The organism is Micromonospora fulviviridis (assembly GCF_014648395.1).
GTDB lineage: Bacteria > Actinomycetota > Actinomycetes > Mycobacteriales > Micromonosporaceae > Micromonospora > Micromonospora fulviviridis.
This window is the reverse complement of sequence record NZ_BMRA01000005.1, coordinates 374,943-390,162: the sequence shown is the minus strand read 5'-3', so window position 1 is coordinate 390,162 and position 15,220 is coordinate 374,943. Positions and strand designations below refer to the sequence as shown.

Genomic DNA, 15,220 nt, shown 5'->3' with positions numbered 1-15,220 from the left:
CACCGCACGCGTGTGCACGGTGTACCTGTCGCTGCTGGTCGCCCCGCCCGGAGAACTCCGGACACAACAAAGAGCGCCTGGGGCCACAATCCGCCAGGCGCACACAGAGTCTCTGGAAACCAAAACTGCAACGCGCCTAACCTACCACGATCTCTGCAACGCCGCGCCCTCTGCCGGAAATTCCGGTACCGCGGCGACGAGCGCGGTCAGCCCCGCCGCGTCGAGCAGGTCGGCCGGGCGGACGGTCACCCCGTCCCGGACGTAGTGGAAGGCGGCCCCGACCCGGTCGACCGGCACCCCGGCCAGCTCCGCCCAGGCCAGCCGGTAGACGGCGAGCTGCACGGCGGCGGCGTCGGCCTCCCGCCCGGTGGGCTGCCGGCCGGTCTTCCAGTCGACCACGTCGTAGCGGCCGCCGGGGCGGGCGAAGACGGCGTCCATCCGGCCCCGGACCACCACCCCGGCGATCACTGTGGCGAAGGGCACCTCCACCTCCACCGGCACCCGGTCGGCCCACTCGCTGGCCAGGAAGCGCTCCTGGAGTTCGGTGAGCGCCTCGTCCGGGGCGGCGTCGTCGTCGGCCGCGCCGGGCAGCTCGTCCACGTCGAGCAGCCGGTCGGCGCCGAAGCGCTGCTCCAGCCAGGTGTGGAAGGCGGTGCCCCGCCGGGCGTACGGGTTGGGCTCGGTGGGCATCGGGCGGCGCAGCGTCCGGGCCAGGGCCTCCGGGTCGCGGCGCAGCGCCACGAGCTGGGTCACCGACAGGTGCCCGGGCAGCTCCACCTCGACCGCCTCGGCCCGCCGGGCCAGCTCGGCCCGTTCGGCGAGGAGGAGGTCGGCCTCCCGCCGCCAGCGGGCCACCTCGGCGTCCTCGACGGGCTCGGCGTGCTCAGCATCCTCGACGGGCTCCGGGCCGGCGGCCAGCAGGGCCTCCTCGCGGCGGGCCGCCTCGGGGTCGGCCAGGCAGCGGCGGACCAGGGCGGCCGCCTCGGCCAGCGCCGGGCGGCGGGCGCCGAGCGGGTCGGCCGGCCACTCGGCCCGCAGCACCGTCTCGGTGGTCGGGTTCAGCGCGTCCCCGGCCGGCTCGGGCGCCCAGGCGTCGACCAGGTGGCCGTCCCCGCCGGCCAGGCAGGCGTCGTGCACCTCGCGGAGGAAGACCGAGGGGCCGCGGAACCGCTTCGTCCCCTCCCCCCACCAGTAGCCCGAGCAGAGCAGCAGCCGGCGGGGCCGGGTCACCGCCACGTACGCCAGCCGGCGCTCCTCCCGCTCGTCGTGCGCCCGCCAGGCGTCGGTGAAGTCCTCCACGGCCCGGGCCACCCCGCGCTGGTCCTCCGCCCCGGAAAGGCCCAGCTCGGGCAGCCCGTCCGCGTCGCCTCGCAGCGGGAACGGCAGCACGCCGAGCCCGCCCAGCCAGTGGTCGGAGTTGCGCACCGGCCCCGGCCAGACACCCCGGGTCAGCCCCGCGACCGACACCACGTCCCACTCCAGGCCCTTGGCGGCGTGGGCGGTGAGGATCTGCACCGCGCCTTCCACCACCTCGACCTCGCCCGGGGTGAGGCCGCGCTCCTCGTCCTCGGCGGCGGCCAGGTAGGCGAGGAACCCGGCCAGCGTGGCGCCGGGGGTCTCGCCGCTGAACCGGGCCGCGACGTCGCCGAGCGCGTCCAGGTGGGCGCGGGCCAGCCCGGCGTCACCGGCGCCGTCCCGGCCGGCCCGGACCGCCACCTCCACGTCCAGGCCGATGGTCCGCTCGATGTCCGCGATCAGCTCCGGCAGGGACTGGTCCAGCCGGTAGCGCAGCAGCGCCAGCTCCATCCCGTACGACCGCAGCCGGGCGTACCCCTCCGCCGAGTACGCCTGCGCCGGCCCCAGGTCGGCCAGCGCCTCGACGAGGGTGGCCTCGTCCAGCGCGTCCACGGTGATCTCCGGCCCGTCGTCGCCGGTCACCTCCCGCCGTGCCCGCGCGATGGCCCGGGCCCGCCGGTGCAGGGCGACCAGGTCGCGCGGCCCGATCCGCCAGCGCGCGCCGGTGAGCAGCCGCAGCAGCGCCGCCCCGTCGGTCGGGTCGGCGAGCACCCGCAGCGTGCAGACCACGTCCCGGACCTCGGGGGTGTCCAGCAGCCCGCCCAGGCCGACCACGTCGACCGGCAGCCCGCGGGCGCGCAGCGCCGCCTCGATCGCCGGGATCTGGCTGCGCAGCCGGACCAGCACGGCGGTGGTGGGGCGCCGGTGCGCCGGGATGTGCTCGGGCAGCGCGTCCGGCATCCCGGCCGCGCCGCGCCAGGCGGCCAGCACGCTGTCGGCGATCCAGTCGGCCTCGTCGGCGTACGTCTCCAGCAGCGCGCAGTGCACGGTGCCCGCGGCCTGCCCGCCTGGGCTGCGGTGCGGGATCGGGTCACGGACGCTGAGCGCGGCGCGCAGTTCGGGCACCCGGGCGCCGGCCGCCCGCAACGGCACCGACAGCGCGTTGGCGACGCCGAGGATCTCCGGCCGGTTGCGCCAGCTCGTGGTGAGGCCGAGCACCTCGGCGGGGGCGCCGTCGGTGCGGGCGAACTCGGTGGGGAACCGGTCGAGCGTGCCGGCGCTGGCCCCCCGCCAGCCGTAGATGGACTGGCAGGGGTCGCCGACCGCGGTGACCGGATGGCCGCCGCCGAAGAGCGCGTTGAGCAGCACCACCTGGGCGTGGCTGGTGTCCTGGTACTCGTCGAGCAGCACCACCCGGAACCGGTCCCGCTCGATCACCCCGACGCCGGGGTGGTCGCGGGCCACCCGGGCGGCCCGGGCCAACTGGTCGGCGAAGTCCATGGCCTCGAAGTCGTCCTTGCGCCGGCCGTACGCGCGGACCAGCGGGAGCAGCTTCAGCCGGGTCTGCTGGAGCTGGAGGGCCTTGCGCACGTCGGCGTAGACCCGGCCGGGGCGGGACTGCACCTCGGCGAAGAACCGGCCGGTCCAGGCGGCCAGCTCGTCCGGGTCGACCAGGTGCTCGTCCAGCTCGCCGGCCAGGGCGAGCACCGCGTCGGTGATGGTGGACGGCATCCGGTCCACCTCGGACATGTCGCCGTCGTAGTTGCGCACCAGCAGGTCGACGAGCTGCCAGCGGGACGCCTCGGTGAGCAGCCGGGTGGTCGGCTCGTAGCCGGCGCGCAGCCCGTGCTCGGTGACGATGCGGCCCGCGTACGAGTGGTAGGTGGAGACCGTCGGCTCGCCCGCGAGGGGGTCCTCGTGCGGGTCCCGGCCCTGCCGGCCGAGCCGCCGGATGAGCTGGTCGAGCCGGGTGCGTACCCGGTGCGCCAGCTCGCCGGCCGCCTTGCGGGTGAAGGTGAGGCCGAGGATCTGCTCGGGGCGGACGTAGGAGTTGGCGACCAGCCAGACCACCCGGGCGGCCATCGTCTCGGTCTTGCCGGAGCCGGCACCCGCCACCACCAGCAGCGGCTCCACCGGCGCGGCGATGATCGCCGCCTGTTCCCGGGTGGGCGCCGGCAGCCGGAGCAGTTTGGCCAGCTCGACCGGGGTGTAGCGGGGGCCGGCGTCGGCGGTCCGGGGCGCCGGGGTGGCGGTGGTGCTGAACAGTGTCGGCTGGGTCGTCATGGGTGCTCCGTGGGCGGTTCGACGACCTGGCGTCCCTGCCCGGAGACCGGGCAGCTCGTCCGCACCGGGCAGACCCGGCACTTCGAGTTGGCGACGGCGGCGAAGGTGGCGGCGGCCATCGTGTCGGCGGTGCGCCGGACCAGCGCGGTGGCCCAGCCGGCCTCGGGACCCTCCCCGGCGGCCGCCTGCGCCTGCTCCTTGGCGTCCCTGGCGCCGGTGCCGAGCTGCACCAGCGCGGCGCCCCCGGACTCCTCGCCGAACTCGGCGAACGCCCCCGCCTCCACGGCCGCCTGGTAGGCGCCGAGCTGCGGGTGCTCGGCCACCTCCCGCTCGGTCACCGCGGTGGACTTGCCGGTCTTCAGGTCGATGACCACGAGCCGCCCCTCGGCGTCGACCTCCAGCCGGTCGACCCGGCCGGTCAGCTCGACCGGCCGGCGCGGGTCGTCGAGGCGGACCGCGAACTCGTGCTCGATGGCGAGCAGCCGCCGCGGGTTGCCGGCCAGCCAGCGCAGCAGCTTGTCCACCATGGCCTCGGCGCGGGCCCGTTCCGGGCCGACCATCCAGCGGGCGGCCAGCTCGATGGCGTCGAACCGGGCGGCCACGTACTCCAGCAGGGCGGTCCGGTCGACGCTGGCGTCCTCGGCCAGCATGGCGGCGGCGTGCACCAGGTTGCCGACGCCCTGCGCCGCGCTGGCCGGGGCGCTGCCGCCGTGCCGTTCCAGCAGCCAGCGCAGGCTGCACCGGAGCGCGCTCTCCATGGCCGACGGGGTGACCTTCACCGGCTCGCCCTCGTCGACCAGCGGCCGGTCGTCGGAGAGGCCGCGCAGTCCCCACCAGTCGTCCGGGTGCGCGCCGGGCACCCCGGCGGCGGCCAGCCGGGCCAGCTCGGCCGCCGCCGCGCGCCGCCGGGTGACCGGCGCGGCCGGGTCGGTGACCGCGGTACGCAGCTCCGCCACCAGCGCCGACAGGGTGAGCCCGCGCGGCGGCAGGGTGACCGGCAGCGCGCCCGGCGTCCCGTCCTGCGGGTCCTCGTCCCCGGCCGGCACCGGCCCGTCCGACGCCCCCGGCACGGCCAGCGCGGCACCGTCGCCGGCCGGGTTGCCGCCGGCCGGGCCGCTCGGGCGCGGGCCCGGGTCCGGGCCGGGTGGGGTGGTGCCGCCTCCGCCGACGGCGGGCGGGTCGGTGGCGGCCAGCTCGTGCAGGAAGCGGCTCGGCTGCTCCTCGTGGTCGTCGCCGCCCACCGCCGCCGAGGCGACCGCGGTGACCAGCAGCCGGCGCCGGGCCCGGCTGACGGCGACGTGGAACAGCCGGCGCTCCTCGTCCAGCAGCGCCGAGGTCTGCCCGACCAGGCTGGCCCGCAGCCCGGCGCCGTCGGCCCGCCCGGCCAGCACGTCGACCAGCCGCTCCGAGCCGAGCAGGCTGCCGCGCAGCCGCAGGTCCGGCCAGACGCCCTCCTGCACCCCGGCGACGACGACCAGGTCCCACTCCAGGCCCTTGGCGGCGTGCGCGGTGAGCAGGCGGACGGCCTCGCCCCGGTCGGCGCTGGCGGCGAGCGTGTCGGCCGGCAGCTCCTGACCGAGCACGTGGTCGAGGAAGACCTCGGTGCGCGCGCCGGGCAGCCGGTCGGTGAACCGGGCCGCCGCGTCGAAGAGCACCATGACCGCGTCGAGGTCGCGGTCGGCGGCCTCGGCCCGCCAGCGCTGCGCGGTCTCGTGCTCCCCGGTGGCCGCCCGGCCCCGGGTGATCGCCCCGGCCCAGCGCTCGGCCAGGCCGCTCTCCCGCCACACCGCCCAGAGCACGTCCTCGGCGGTCGCGCCGGGGGTGGCGGCGGCCTGCCGGGCCGTCTCCAGCAGGTGCGCCACGGCCTGTGCCGGGGCGGCCCAGCGCCGCTCGACGGTGGCCAGCTCGGCCGGGTCGCGCAGCGCCTCGACGATCAGCTCGCCGGAGGGGCGGCGGTCGCCAGCGGCCAGCGCGAGCGCGCGCAGCCCCTGGCGCAGCCGCCGCTCGGCGAGCGGGTCCGCGCCGCCCAGCGGCGAGTGCAGCAGGGCGACCGCCGACTCCTCGTCGAGCCGGTCGGGGTCGAGCGCGCAACGGAGCAGGAGCAGCAGCGGGGCCACACCGGGCTGGAGGTGCAGCGGCAGGTCCTCGCCGTGCACCACGGTCGGCACCCCGGCGGTGTGCAGGGCGCGCCGCAGCGAGGGCAGCTGCCGGCCGGTGGAGCGGACCAGCACCGCCATCCGGGACCAGGGCACCCCGTCGAGCAGGTGCGCCTCGCGCAGCGCGTGGGCCAGCCAGGCGGACTCGCTGGTGGCCGAGCGGAAGGTGCGTACCTCCACGGCGCCGGGCGGGGCGTCGGGGAGCGGGCGCAGCCGCCGGTGCGCCGCCGGGCCGCGCAGCCGGCGGGCCAGCCGGGCGGTCGCCGCCAGCAGCTCGGGGCCGGCCCGGTAGGAGGTGGTCAGCGCGACCTGGGCCGCCGGCGCCCCGGAGGCGGTGCGGAACCGGTGCGGGAAGGTGGTCACCCCGGCCGGGTCGGCGCCGCGGAAGGCGTACGTGGAGGAGTCCGGGTCGGCGAAGGCGACCAGGGACTTGCCGCCGCCGGCCACGACGGCGAGCAGGTCGAGCTGGGCGGGGTCGGTGTCGGCCAGCTCGTCGACGTAGACGTGGGCCAGCCGTCGGCGCTCGGCGGCCAGCAGCTCCGGGTCGTCGAGGAGCATGCCGGTGGCGGCCCGGACCAGCTCGGCCGGGTCGTACGCGATCGAGCCCCGGTTGCTCACGTCGCGCAGGGCGAGGACGGCCACGTACTCGCGGAGGAAGCGGGCGGCGGCCGGCCAGTCGGCGCGGCCCAGCTTCTCCCCCAGCCGGGCCAGCTCGACCGGGCCGACGCCCCGCTCGGCGGCGCGCATGAGCAGGTCGCGGAGCTGCTGGGCGAAGGCCCGGGTGCGCAGCGCCGGGAGCAGGTCCTCCGGCCACCCGACCGGGTCGTCCCCCGGCTCCTCGCCCACCACGTCGAGCAGCTCGCGGATGATCAGGTCCTGTTCGGGGCCGGTGAGCAGCCGGGGCGAGGGTTCGCCGCGCTCGGCGGCGGCCCGGCGGAGCAGCCCGAAGGCGTACGCCGGGAAGGTGCGGACCAGCGGCTCGCGGACCACGCGGTGGCCGTCGCCGGCGATCCGCGCCTCGATCCGGTGGCGCAGGTCGGTGGCGCCCCGCCGGCCGAAGGTGAGCACCAGGACGTGCTCCGGGTCGACGCCCTCGGCCACCCGGGCGGCGACCGCCTCGACCAGGGTGTCGGTCTTGCCGGTGCCGGGGCCGCCGACGACCAGCATCGGCCCGTCGGTGTGCGCGACGACCTCGGCCTGCACCGGATCCGGCCGGCGCGGCGGCGGGTGCGCGGCATCGCCCGCGGACCCCCCGGATCGCGGCTCCGTCCTGGCCGGCCCACCGGACCGACCACCCCCCTGCCCCGCCCCGGTGGCGTGGGCGACCCCCGTCCCCACCCCACCGGCCCGGCGCACCAGCCGATACGCCTGCATCCCCGACATCCCACCACGCCGGTACGACACCGGGAAACCCGCCGCGTACCCCCGCACCCCCAGCTCACCTCGATCATGAGGTTGGCGGCACCCAGGAGATCGACTTCGCCGTCAACCTCATGATCGACCGCGGTGGGCGCGGGTCAGGTGAGGCGGGCGTCCAGGAGGTTCAGGGCCTCGGGGACCGTGTCGGCCACCAGGAGGAGGTCCAGGCCGGCGGGCTTGAGGAAGTGCTGGTCGGCCAGGGTGCGCAGCCAGTCGAGGAGGGGGCGGTAGAAGCCGTCGGCGTCGACCAGCACCATCGGCTTGGCGTGCATGGCCAGGGTGGCGGTCGTCCAGACCTCGAAGAGCTCGTCCAGGGTGCCGAGGCCGCCGGGCAGGGCGACGAACGCGTCCGACTTGTCGATCATCAGGGTCTTGCGGCTGGCCATCCCGTCGGTGACCAGCAGCTCGTCCGAGGCCAGGTCGGCGACCTCCAGGTCGACCAGGGCCTGCGGGATGACACCGAGGGTGCGGCCGCCCGCGGCCCGCGCCCCGTCGGCCACCGCGCCCATCATCCCCACGCACCCACCGCCGCTGACCAGCGTGTGCCCGCGCCGGGCCAGCGCCGCGCCGGTCTCGGCGGCCAGGTCCAGCCAGCGGGCGTCGAGGGTACGCGAGGACGCGCAGAACACGCAGACGTTGGCCATGTCAGCCCTGCTCCGCCGGCCCTTCGGGGGCGGCCTCGGCGGCAGCCTGCTGGTCGGCGGCGGACCGGGCGACCGCCTCCTCGCGGACCGCCTCCTGCTCGGCGGAGAGCACCGCCTCGGCCTCCACGATGTGGCGGACCGCCTCGTTGACGTCGTCGGTGAGGCAGATCAGGTCCAGGTCGGTCGGGCCGATCTTGCCCTCGGCCGCCATGGTGTTGCGCAGCCAGTCGAGCAGGCCCCGCCAGTAGTCGACGCCCATCAGCACCACCGGGAAGCGGGTCACCTTGCCGGTCTGCACCAGGGTGAGCGCCTCGAAGAGCTCGTCCATGGTGCCGAAGCCGCCGGGCAGCACCACGAACGCCTGGGCGTACTTGACGAACATGGTCTTGCGGGCGAAGAAGTAGCGGAAGTCGATGGCGAGGTCGACCCAGTCGTTGAGGCCCTGCTCGAACGGCAGCTCGATGCCCAGCCCCACGGAGAGCCCGCCCGCCTGGCCGGCGCCCCGGTTGGCCGCCTCCATCACGCCCGGCCCGCCGCCGGTGATCACCGCGTAGCCGGCCCGGGCCAGCGCGCCGCCCAGCTCCTCGGCCAGCCGGCACTCGGGGCTCTCCGGCTTGCTCCGGGCCGAGCCGAAGACGCTCACCGCGGGCGGCAGGTCGGCGAGGGTGTCGAAGCCCTCGACGAACTCGGACAGGATGCGCAGCGCCCGCCAGGCGTCCTTGGTCTTCCAGTCGCCCCGGCCCCGGGAGTCGAGCAGCCGCTGGTCGGCGGTGCTGGTCGGGATGGCCCGGTTGCGCAGCGTGACGGCGCCCCGGTGCCGCTCCCCGCTCGGCCCGCGACCGGCTGGCCGTCCGTTGCTCTGGCTCATGGGGCCACCGTAGTGGAGGTGGGGCGGCGCGGTGCGGAGGCGGGCGACCCGGAGAAATTCTTCGTGATCATGGGCAACTAAATGGCTCGCTCGTACGTCTTACTATTCACATACCGGGTATGCCCCGGCGACGCGCCTTCGGGGGAGGAGCCAGCGTTGATCAGCAACAGCGAGATGATCCGGATCCGCCGGCAGATGCAGCGGCGGATCCGTGACGTGGTGGCCGAGCGCCGCCGCGCCCGGATGATGGAAGCCCACCACACCGACCTCTCCGGCGAGAGCACCGAGACGGACACGGCGCTCAGCACCACCGTCTGACGGTCCGGCCGGCCCGATCCGGGGGTCCGCGTCAGTGACGCGGGCCCCCGGTCGCGTCCTCAGGACGACGCGAGCCAGCGGTGCAGGGTGGCCGCGCCGTCACGGATCTTGGTCAGCTCGACGTGCTCGTCCTTGTGGTGGGCCAGGTTGGGGTCGCCGGGACCGAAGTTCAGCGCCGGGATGCCCATGGCCGCGAACCGGGCCACGTCCGTCCAGCCCAGCTTGCCGATCGGGGCCGCGCCGACCGCGGCCAGGAACTCCTGCGCCGGCGGGTTGTCCAGGCCCGGTGCCGCGCCGGCCGCCGCGTCGGTGACCGCCAGGTCGAAGCCGGCGAAGACCTCGCGCAGGTGCGCCTCGGCCCCGGCCGGGTCACGGTCCGGGGCGTACCGGTAGTTGATCTCGATGTCGCAGCGGTCCGGGATGACGTTGCCCGCCACGCCGCCGGTGATCCGCACCGCGTTCAGGCCCTCGCGGTAGTCGCAGCCCTCGATGGTCACCCGGCGCGCCTCGTACGCGGTCAGCCGGCGCAGCACCTCGCCGGCGCCGTGGATGGCGTTCACCCCGTGCCAGGACCGGGCCGCGTGGGCGCGCTCGCCGTGGGTGGTGACGATCGCGCGCATGGTGCCCTGGCAGCCCGCCTCGACGATCCCGTACGTCGGCTCCAGCAGCACCGCGAAGTCGGCCTCCAGCCACTCCGGGTGCGCCTGGGAGACCAGGGTGAGGCCGTTGTACCTCGACTCGATCTCCTCGGCCTCGTAGAAGAAGTAGGTGACGTCGTAGCGCGGGTCGGGCAGGGTCACCGCCAGGTGCAGCGCGAAGGCCACGCCGGACTTCATGTCGGAGGTGCCGCAGCCGTACATCAGGTCGCCGCGCATGGTCGACGGGAAGTTGTCGTTCAGCGGGACGGTGTCCAGGTGGCCGGCGAGCACCACCCGCTGCGCCCGGCCCAGGTCGGTACGCGCCATCACCGTGTTGGAGTGCCGGTAGGTGGTGAGGTGGGGAACGCCCCGCAGCACCTCCTCGACGCAGTCGGCGATCGCCTTCTCGTTGAGGGAGACGGACTCGATGTCGACCAGCGCGCGGGTCAGCGCCACCGGATCGGCCAAGACCTCGGGGGTCAACGGGTTCTGCATGTGTGGCACGGTACCGTCATTTTCGTGACGACCGCACAGTCTGCCTGGGGCATCGGCCTGGCCACGATCACCGCTGAAGACCAGGTGCTGGACACCTGGTACCCGACCGGCAAGCTGGGGCTCGGCGAGCTGCCGCTGGTCCCCGGGGAGGACCAGGCCGACGTGCTCGACCTGCCGCCCGGCGCGATCGGCGAGCGGGCGCTGCCCGGCCTGCGCACGGTCCAGGTGGTCACCGTGATCGGCTCGCTGGACGACCCGATCAAGGACGCGGCCGACGCGTACCTGCGGTTGCACCTGCTCTCCCACCGCCTGGTGCGGCCCAACGAGCTGAACCTCGACGGCATCTTCGGCAAGCTGGCCAACGTGGCCTGGACCTCGGCCGGGCCGTGCCCGCCGGAGCGGGTCGACGAGCTGCGGGTCATCGAGCGGGCCGCCGGCCGCCACCTGAGCGTCCACGGGGTGGACAAGTTCCCCCGGATGACCGACTACGTGGTCCCCGCCGGCGTGCGGATCGCCGACGCCGACCGGGTCCGGCTCGGCGCGCACCTGGCCGCCGGCACCACCGTGATGCACGAGGGCTTCGTCAACTTCAACGCCGGCACGCTGGGCACCTCGATGGTCGAGGGGCGGATCGTGCAGGGCGTGGTGGTCGGCGACGGCTCCGACATCGGCGGCGGCGCGTCGATCATGGGCACCCTCTCCGGCGGCGGCACCGAAAAGGTGCGCATCGGCGAGCGGAGCCTGGTGGGCGCGAACGCCGGGGTGGGCATCACCCTCGGCGACGACTGCGTGGTGGAGGCCGGCTGCTACATCACCGCCGCCTCGAAGATCACCCTGCCGGACGGCCGGGTGGTCAAGGCGCGCGAGCTCTCCGGGGTGGACGGCCTGCTGTTCTGGCGCAACTCGGTGACCGGCGCGCTGGAGGCGAAGCCGCGCACCGGCCGGGGCATCGAGCTGAACGCGGCGCTGCACGCCAACGACTGACCGGCGACGCGGAGCGGGCCGGGGCGCGACGCCCCGGCCCGCCCGCCGTCCGGTTCACCGCAGGCGGTACGCCTGGATGATCCGCTGGGTGACCGTGTTGCCGGCGCCGTCCCGGGCGGCGGCCCGCAACGAGACGTAGCCGGGTCCGGCCGGGTGCCGGACGGTGGCCGCCCAGCCCGCGCCCTGCTTGTGCAGGGCCGCCTTCTGCCAGGTCTTCCCGCCGTCGTACGAGACGTCGACGGTGAGCGCCGTGACCGGGGCGGCCGGCGCGCCGGGCTGCCGCTGCACGGTCACCGGGATGGTGAAGGTCCGGCCGGCCGGTGCGCTGTTGTCCACGGCCAGCGGCGGGGCGAAGCGGACCGCCATGGCGGGCAGCCGCACCCAGTCGTCACCCGGGACGCGCCGGGAGCGGAACGTCCAGCTCGCCGACACCTCGGTGCTCAGGTCGGTGAAGCCCCGCGTGGCCGAGGTCTCCAGCCGGTAGCTCGCCGCGCCCGGCGCCACCTGGAACTCGCCGTACCCCGCGGCGGCCTGCTCGGCGAGCAGCTTCCCGTTGCGGTAGAGGGCGGTCCGTTCGGTGTCGTTGAGCGAGCCCCCGGGGTGGCCGGCGGCGTCGCTGTGCACCGGCAGGGCGACGACGAGGGTGTCGCCGTTGCGCGTGACGCCCTGCTCCGGCCAGCGCGGCTGCGGGAAGGACGGCCCGTACGGCGCGCTGTTCCAGTCCTCCCGGTAGGTCCGGCCGGCCCGGTACCGGGTGGGCACCGACTCCAGCACCGCCCGCACCTCCAGCCAGCCGTCCTCGCCCCGCTGGCCGAAGTCGAGTTCGGAACTCCAGCGGGTACGGGCCGTGCTGTAGTGCTCGACCCGCTTGCCGGGCACCGGAACGGGCACGACGATCGCCGAGCCGCCGATGTTGTAGTCGGAGTCCGGGAAGACGAACCGCTCGTTCTCCAGCCCCGCGTAGCCGGCCGCGAACCGGTGCGTCACGGTGGCCAGGTCGGCGGGCCGGTAGTGCCGGACGGACCCGGTCGGCATCCGGCCCGGGAACAGCTCGTTGAGGGCGTAGAAGTACGGGCTGCGTTCCGGCGCCGTGGGCTCGGTCCACTGGCTGGCCAGGGCGCCGACGAAGAGCGAGTCGGAGACGGTGCGCCCGAGCTGGGCGCTGTAGAGGCCGTCGAAGCTGGACGCCCAGAGCCCGAACCCGTAGGAGGATTCCTCGGTGAACCAGTTGGCCGAGAGGTCGATCAGCTGCGGGGCCGCGCCGCGCTGCGGCACGGTGGACCGGATCGGCTTCGCCCGCCGGGCGTCGACGGTGAGCCGCTGGTCGCCGCTCACCACCAGCTCGGGCTGGGCCAGCATGGACACCTCGGTCCAGCCCTCGTCGCCGGGCCGGTAGATCAGGCTGTTCACGCCGTACCGGCCCTTCGGGAGGCGGACCCGCGCCTCGCCGTCGGGGTCGTAGACGTCCCGGTACACGACGCCGTCCAGACCGACCAGGGTGGTGAAGTAGTCACCGGTGGGCTTGCCGGCCCGGTCCCGGTGCGCGACGGTCAGGTCGTAGCTCTCCACCTCGCGGTTCACGGCCAGCGGGGTCACCGCGGTCGCGTCGCCCGCTCGGGCGACCAGCCGGCCGGTCCAGTAGCCGTCCAGCCCGCCGAGCCGGGTGTCCGCGGTGACGGTCACCTGGGCCGTCCCGCCGGCCGGCACGGTGAGCCGGGACGCGCCGAGGGTGAACATGCCGGCCGGGGCGGCGCGCCCGTCCGGACCGGTGACCTCGGCGGTGAGGTCGAGGGTGAGCGGGGCGGTCCCGCCGTTGCGGTAGGTGACCGTGCGGGCGGTCGGCTGGTCGTCGCCGTGCGGCCAGGCCGCCACCCCGAACGAGACGCTCGGCGGTTCGCTGGTCACCTGCTCGGTGATCGCGTGGGCCACGTCGACCCGTCCCGCGCCCTGCTGGAACGCCGTCTGGTCGGGGTGCGGCTTCGCCGAGGCCATCAGCGTGGCCTTGTACCGCCCCGCCGTCCAACCGGGGTGCTGCTGGGCGAGCAGCGCCGCCGCGCCGGCCACGTGCGGGGTGGCCATCGAGGTGCCGGAGAGGGCGACGTACTTCTCCCCCACCGGGTCGCCGATGGTGCCGTTGGCGGCCCGGGCGGCCACGATCTCGACGCCGGGGGCCGTGATGTCGGGCTTGAGCCCACCGTCGACCCGCGGCCCGCGGCTGGAGAAGTCGGCCAGGGCGTCGTCCCGGTCGACCGCGCCGACCGCCAGCGCGGCGTCGGCGGTGGCCGGCGAGCCGACCGAGCCGTCGGCGCCGTCGTTGCCGGCGGCCACCACGAAGAGCGTGCCGGTCTGCGCGGTCAGCGTCTCGACCGCCTGCTCCAGCGGGTCGACCTCGGGGAAGTCCGCGCCGCTGAGGCTCATGTTGACCACGGTGGCGTGCTTCTCGGCCGCGGCCCACTGCATGCCGGCGAGGATCGCCGACTCGGTGCAGCCCTGGTTCTCGCAGACCTTGCCGGAGAGCAGGGTGGCGTCGGGGGCGACGCCCCGGTACTTCCCGCCGGAGGCGGCCCCGCTGCCCGCGATGATCGAGGCGACGTGGGTGCCGTGCCCGACCATGTCGTCCGACTCGGGCGCCTCGCTGAAGTTGCGTGCGTCGGCGACCCGGCCGGCCAGGTCCGGGTGGCTGAGGTCGACGCCGGTGTCGAGCACCGCGACGCTGACCCCCGTGCCGGTGAAGCCGGCGGCCCAGGCGGTGGGGGCGCCGATCTGCGGCACGCTGTGGTCCAGCGTCACCCGCCGCCGGCCGTCCAGCCAGATCCGGTCGACATCCCCCGCCGCGTCGACCCGGGCGCCGGCCCGGTCCGCCCTGACCGCACCCCAGACCGCGCCGGCGTCGGCCTTCGTCGCGACCATCGCCGCGCCGCCGATGGCCGGCAGGTCGCGGGTCACCCGCGTGCCGGCCACCGGCGCCGCCGCCCGGCGGGCCGACCCCGGCCGGTACGACACCAGCAGCGGCAGCGTGTCCCGCCGGGCATCGTCGTAGCCGGCCTCGACCAGTCCGGTGACGTCGAACAGCCGCCGGTCGACCCGACCGGCCCGGACCAGGGGCAGCGCGTCCTGCGGCACCACGGTGAGGTGGCCGCGTTCCCGGCCGACCAGGAAGCCGATTCCGGCGCGGCCGGAGCCCGGGCGGACCGCCGCCTGGCCGCCGGCGGTGACGGTGACCCGGTCACCGGTGATCAGGGTGACGGTGACCGGCTTGCCGGCGCGTGGCGTCACGGCGGGGGCAGGGGTGCCGTCCGGGGCCGCCGGCGGGGCGGCGGAGGCCGGCAGGGGCACGCCCAGCGCCAGCCCCAGGGTGAGGCCGAGGCCGGCGATTCTTTTTCGGTTTCGGCGCAACGTTCCTCCTTCGTCAGGCGTCTTCATCGATGGGGGTACATCGACGCGGACTGCCAGAATTGCATACCGCGTATGCAATCGGAAGTCGCCAATCCGACGGAACCGGTACCTCGTCCACGGCCTTGCCCGGCATGATCCCCGGGGTGACCTCCATGAAGGACCGCATGCTCGCCGGCGAGCCCTACATCGCCGACGACCCCGAGATCATTGCCGACCTGGACCAGGCGGCCCGGCTCAGTGAGCGCTTCAACCGCAGCTCCGCCGACGACCCCGAAGGGCGCCTCGCCGCCCTGCGGGACCTGCTCGGCTCGGTCGGCGAGGACACCTGGGTCCGGCCGCCGTTTTACTGCGACTACGGCTACCAGACCCACCTCGGTCCACGCTGCTTCGTCAACTTCAACGCGGTGTTCCTGGACGTCGCCCGGATCACCATCGGCGCCGACGTCCAGATCGGACCCAACGTGCAACTGCTCACCGCCACCCACCCGGTCGAGCCGGCGGCCCGGCGGGACAAGTGGGAGGCGGCCGAGCCGATCACCATCGGCGACAACGTCTGGCTCGGCGGCGGGGTCATCGTGCTGGCCGGCGTGACCATCGGGGAGAACACGGTGGTCGGCGCGGGCGCCGTGGTGACTCGGGACCTACCCCCCAATGTGGTGGCCCTGGGTAACCCCGCCCGTCCGGTCCGGGACCTGGAGCAGGCCACCTGAGCTGCTAAAACGA

The 15,220-nt window shown here is 75.5% G+C and carries 9 protein-coding genes; 3 read left to right on the top strand and 6 right to left on the bottom strand.

Features of this window, described 5'->3' with window-relative positions; genetic code table 11:
• Positions 1–141 precede the first annotated feature (141 nt).
• The 4 genes from IEY96_RS15965 to IEY96_RS15950 all read right to left on the bottom strand — a co-directional run bounded on the left by IEY96_RS15965 (position 142) and on the right by IEY96_RS15950 (position 8,666).
• Entirely contained in the window at positions 142–3,579 is a 3,438-nt protein-coding gene (locus IEY96_RS15965; protein WP_189195584.1) for an ATP-dependent helicase, read from the bottom strand.
• Complete coding sequence (locus IEY96_RS15960; RefSeq protein ID WP_189195583.1) at positions 3,576–7,109, bottom strand: ATP-dependent helicase; 3,534 nt, start codon at positions 7,107–7,109, stop codon at positions 3,576–3,578. Before IEY96_RS15960 ends, IEY96_RS15965 begins: the two co-directional genes overlap by 4 nt.
• 143 nt (positions 7,110–7,252) lie before the next feature.
• A complete protein-coding gene (locus IEY96_RS15955; protein ID WP_189195582.1) occupies positions 7,253–7,798 on the bottom strand; it encodes an LOG family protein in 546 nt (181 codons plus the stop codon).
• Position 7,799: 1 nt separating this feature from the next.
• Positions 7,800–8,666, bottom strand: coding sequence for an LOG family protein (locus IEY96_RS15950; RefSeq protein WP_189195581.1), 867 nt, complete (start codon positions 8,664–8,666; stop codon positions 7,800–7,802).
• Between the two features lie 156 nt (positions 8,667–8,822).
• Here IEY96_RS15950 and IEY96_RS15945 point away from each other — a divergent pair, with 156 nt between their 5' ends.
• Positions 8,823–8,984, top strand: coding sequence for a hypothetical protein (locus IEY96_RS15945; protein ID WP_189195580.1), 162 nt, complete (start codon positions 8,823–8,825; stop codon positions 8,982–8,984).
• A gap of 59 nt (positions 8,985–9,043) precedes the next feature.
• Here the strand turns inward: IEY96_RS15945 and dapE are convergent, their stop codons facing one another.
• On the bottom strand, positions 9,044–10,117 hold the full coding sequence (dapE, locus tag IEY96_RS15940) for a succinyl-diaminopimelate desuccinylase (protein ID WP_189195579.1): 1,074 nt from the start codon (positions 10,115–10,117) through the stop codon (positions 9,044–9,046).
• Positions 10,118–10,141: 24 nt separating this feature from the next.
• Between dapE and dapD the strand changes: the two genes are divergently transcribed.
• Complete coding sequence (dapD, locus tag IEY96_RS15935) at positions 10,142–11,101, top strand: 2,3,4,5-tetrahydropyridine-2,6-dicarboxylate N-succinyltransferase (protein ID WP_189195578.1); 960 nt, start codon at positions 10,142–10,144, stop codon at positions 11,099–11,101.
• Between the two features lie 54 nt (positions 11,102–11,155).
• Here dapD and IEY96_RS15930 read toward each other — a convergent pair whose 3' ends face one another.
• Positions 11,156–14,524, bottom strand: a complete 3,369-nt coding sequence (locus IEY96_RS15930) for a S8 family serine peptidase (RefSeq protein ID WP_189195577.1) — start codon at positions 14,522–14,524, stop codon at positions 11,156–11,158.
• A 116-nt stretch (positions 14,525–14,640) separates the two neighbouring features.
• Between IEY96_RS15930 and IEY96_RS15925 the strand changes: the two genes are divergently transcribed.
• Positions 14,641–15,207 carry a sugar O-acetyltransferase gene (locus IEY96_RS15925; RefSeq protein ID WP_229791613.1) on the top strand — a complete coding sequence of 189 codons (567 nt, stop codon included), beginning with the start codon at positions 14,641–14,643 and terminating at the stop codon, positions 15,205–15,207.
• Positions 15,208–15,220 lie beyond the last annotated feature (13 nt).

Bases quoted from the DNA above. Each gene is read 5' to 3' on its own strand.
- IEY96_RS15950 (WP_189195581.1), bottom strand. From the start codon at position 8,666: ATGAGCCAGAGCAACGGACGGCCAGCCGGTCGCGGGCCGAGCGGGGAG.
- IEY96_RS15955 (WP_189195582.1), bottom strand. From the start codon at position 7,798: ATGGCCAACGTCTGCGTGTTCTGCGCGTCCTCGCGTACCCTCGACGCC.
- IEY96_RS15930 (WP_189195577.1), bottom strand. From the start codon at position 14,524: ATGAAGACGCCTGACGAAGGAGGAACGTTGCGCCGAAACCGAAAAAGA.
- IEY96_RS15960 (WP_189195583.1), bottom strand. From the start codon at position 7,109: ATGCAGGCGTATCGGCTGGTGCGCCGGGCCGGTGGGGTGGGGACGGGG.
- IEY96_RS15965 (WP_189195584.1), bottom strand. From the start codon at position 3,579: ATGACGACCCAGCCGACACTGTTCAGCACCACCGCCACCCCGGCGCCC.
- dapE (WP_189195579.1), bottom strand. From the start codon at position 10,117: ATGCAGAACCCGTTGACCCCCGAGGTCTTGGCCGATCCGGTGGCGCTG.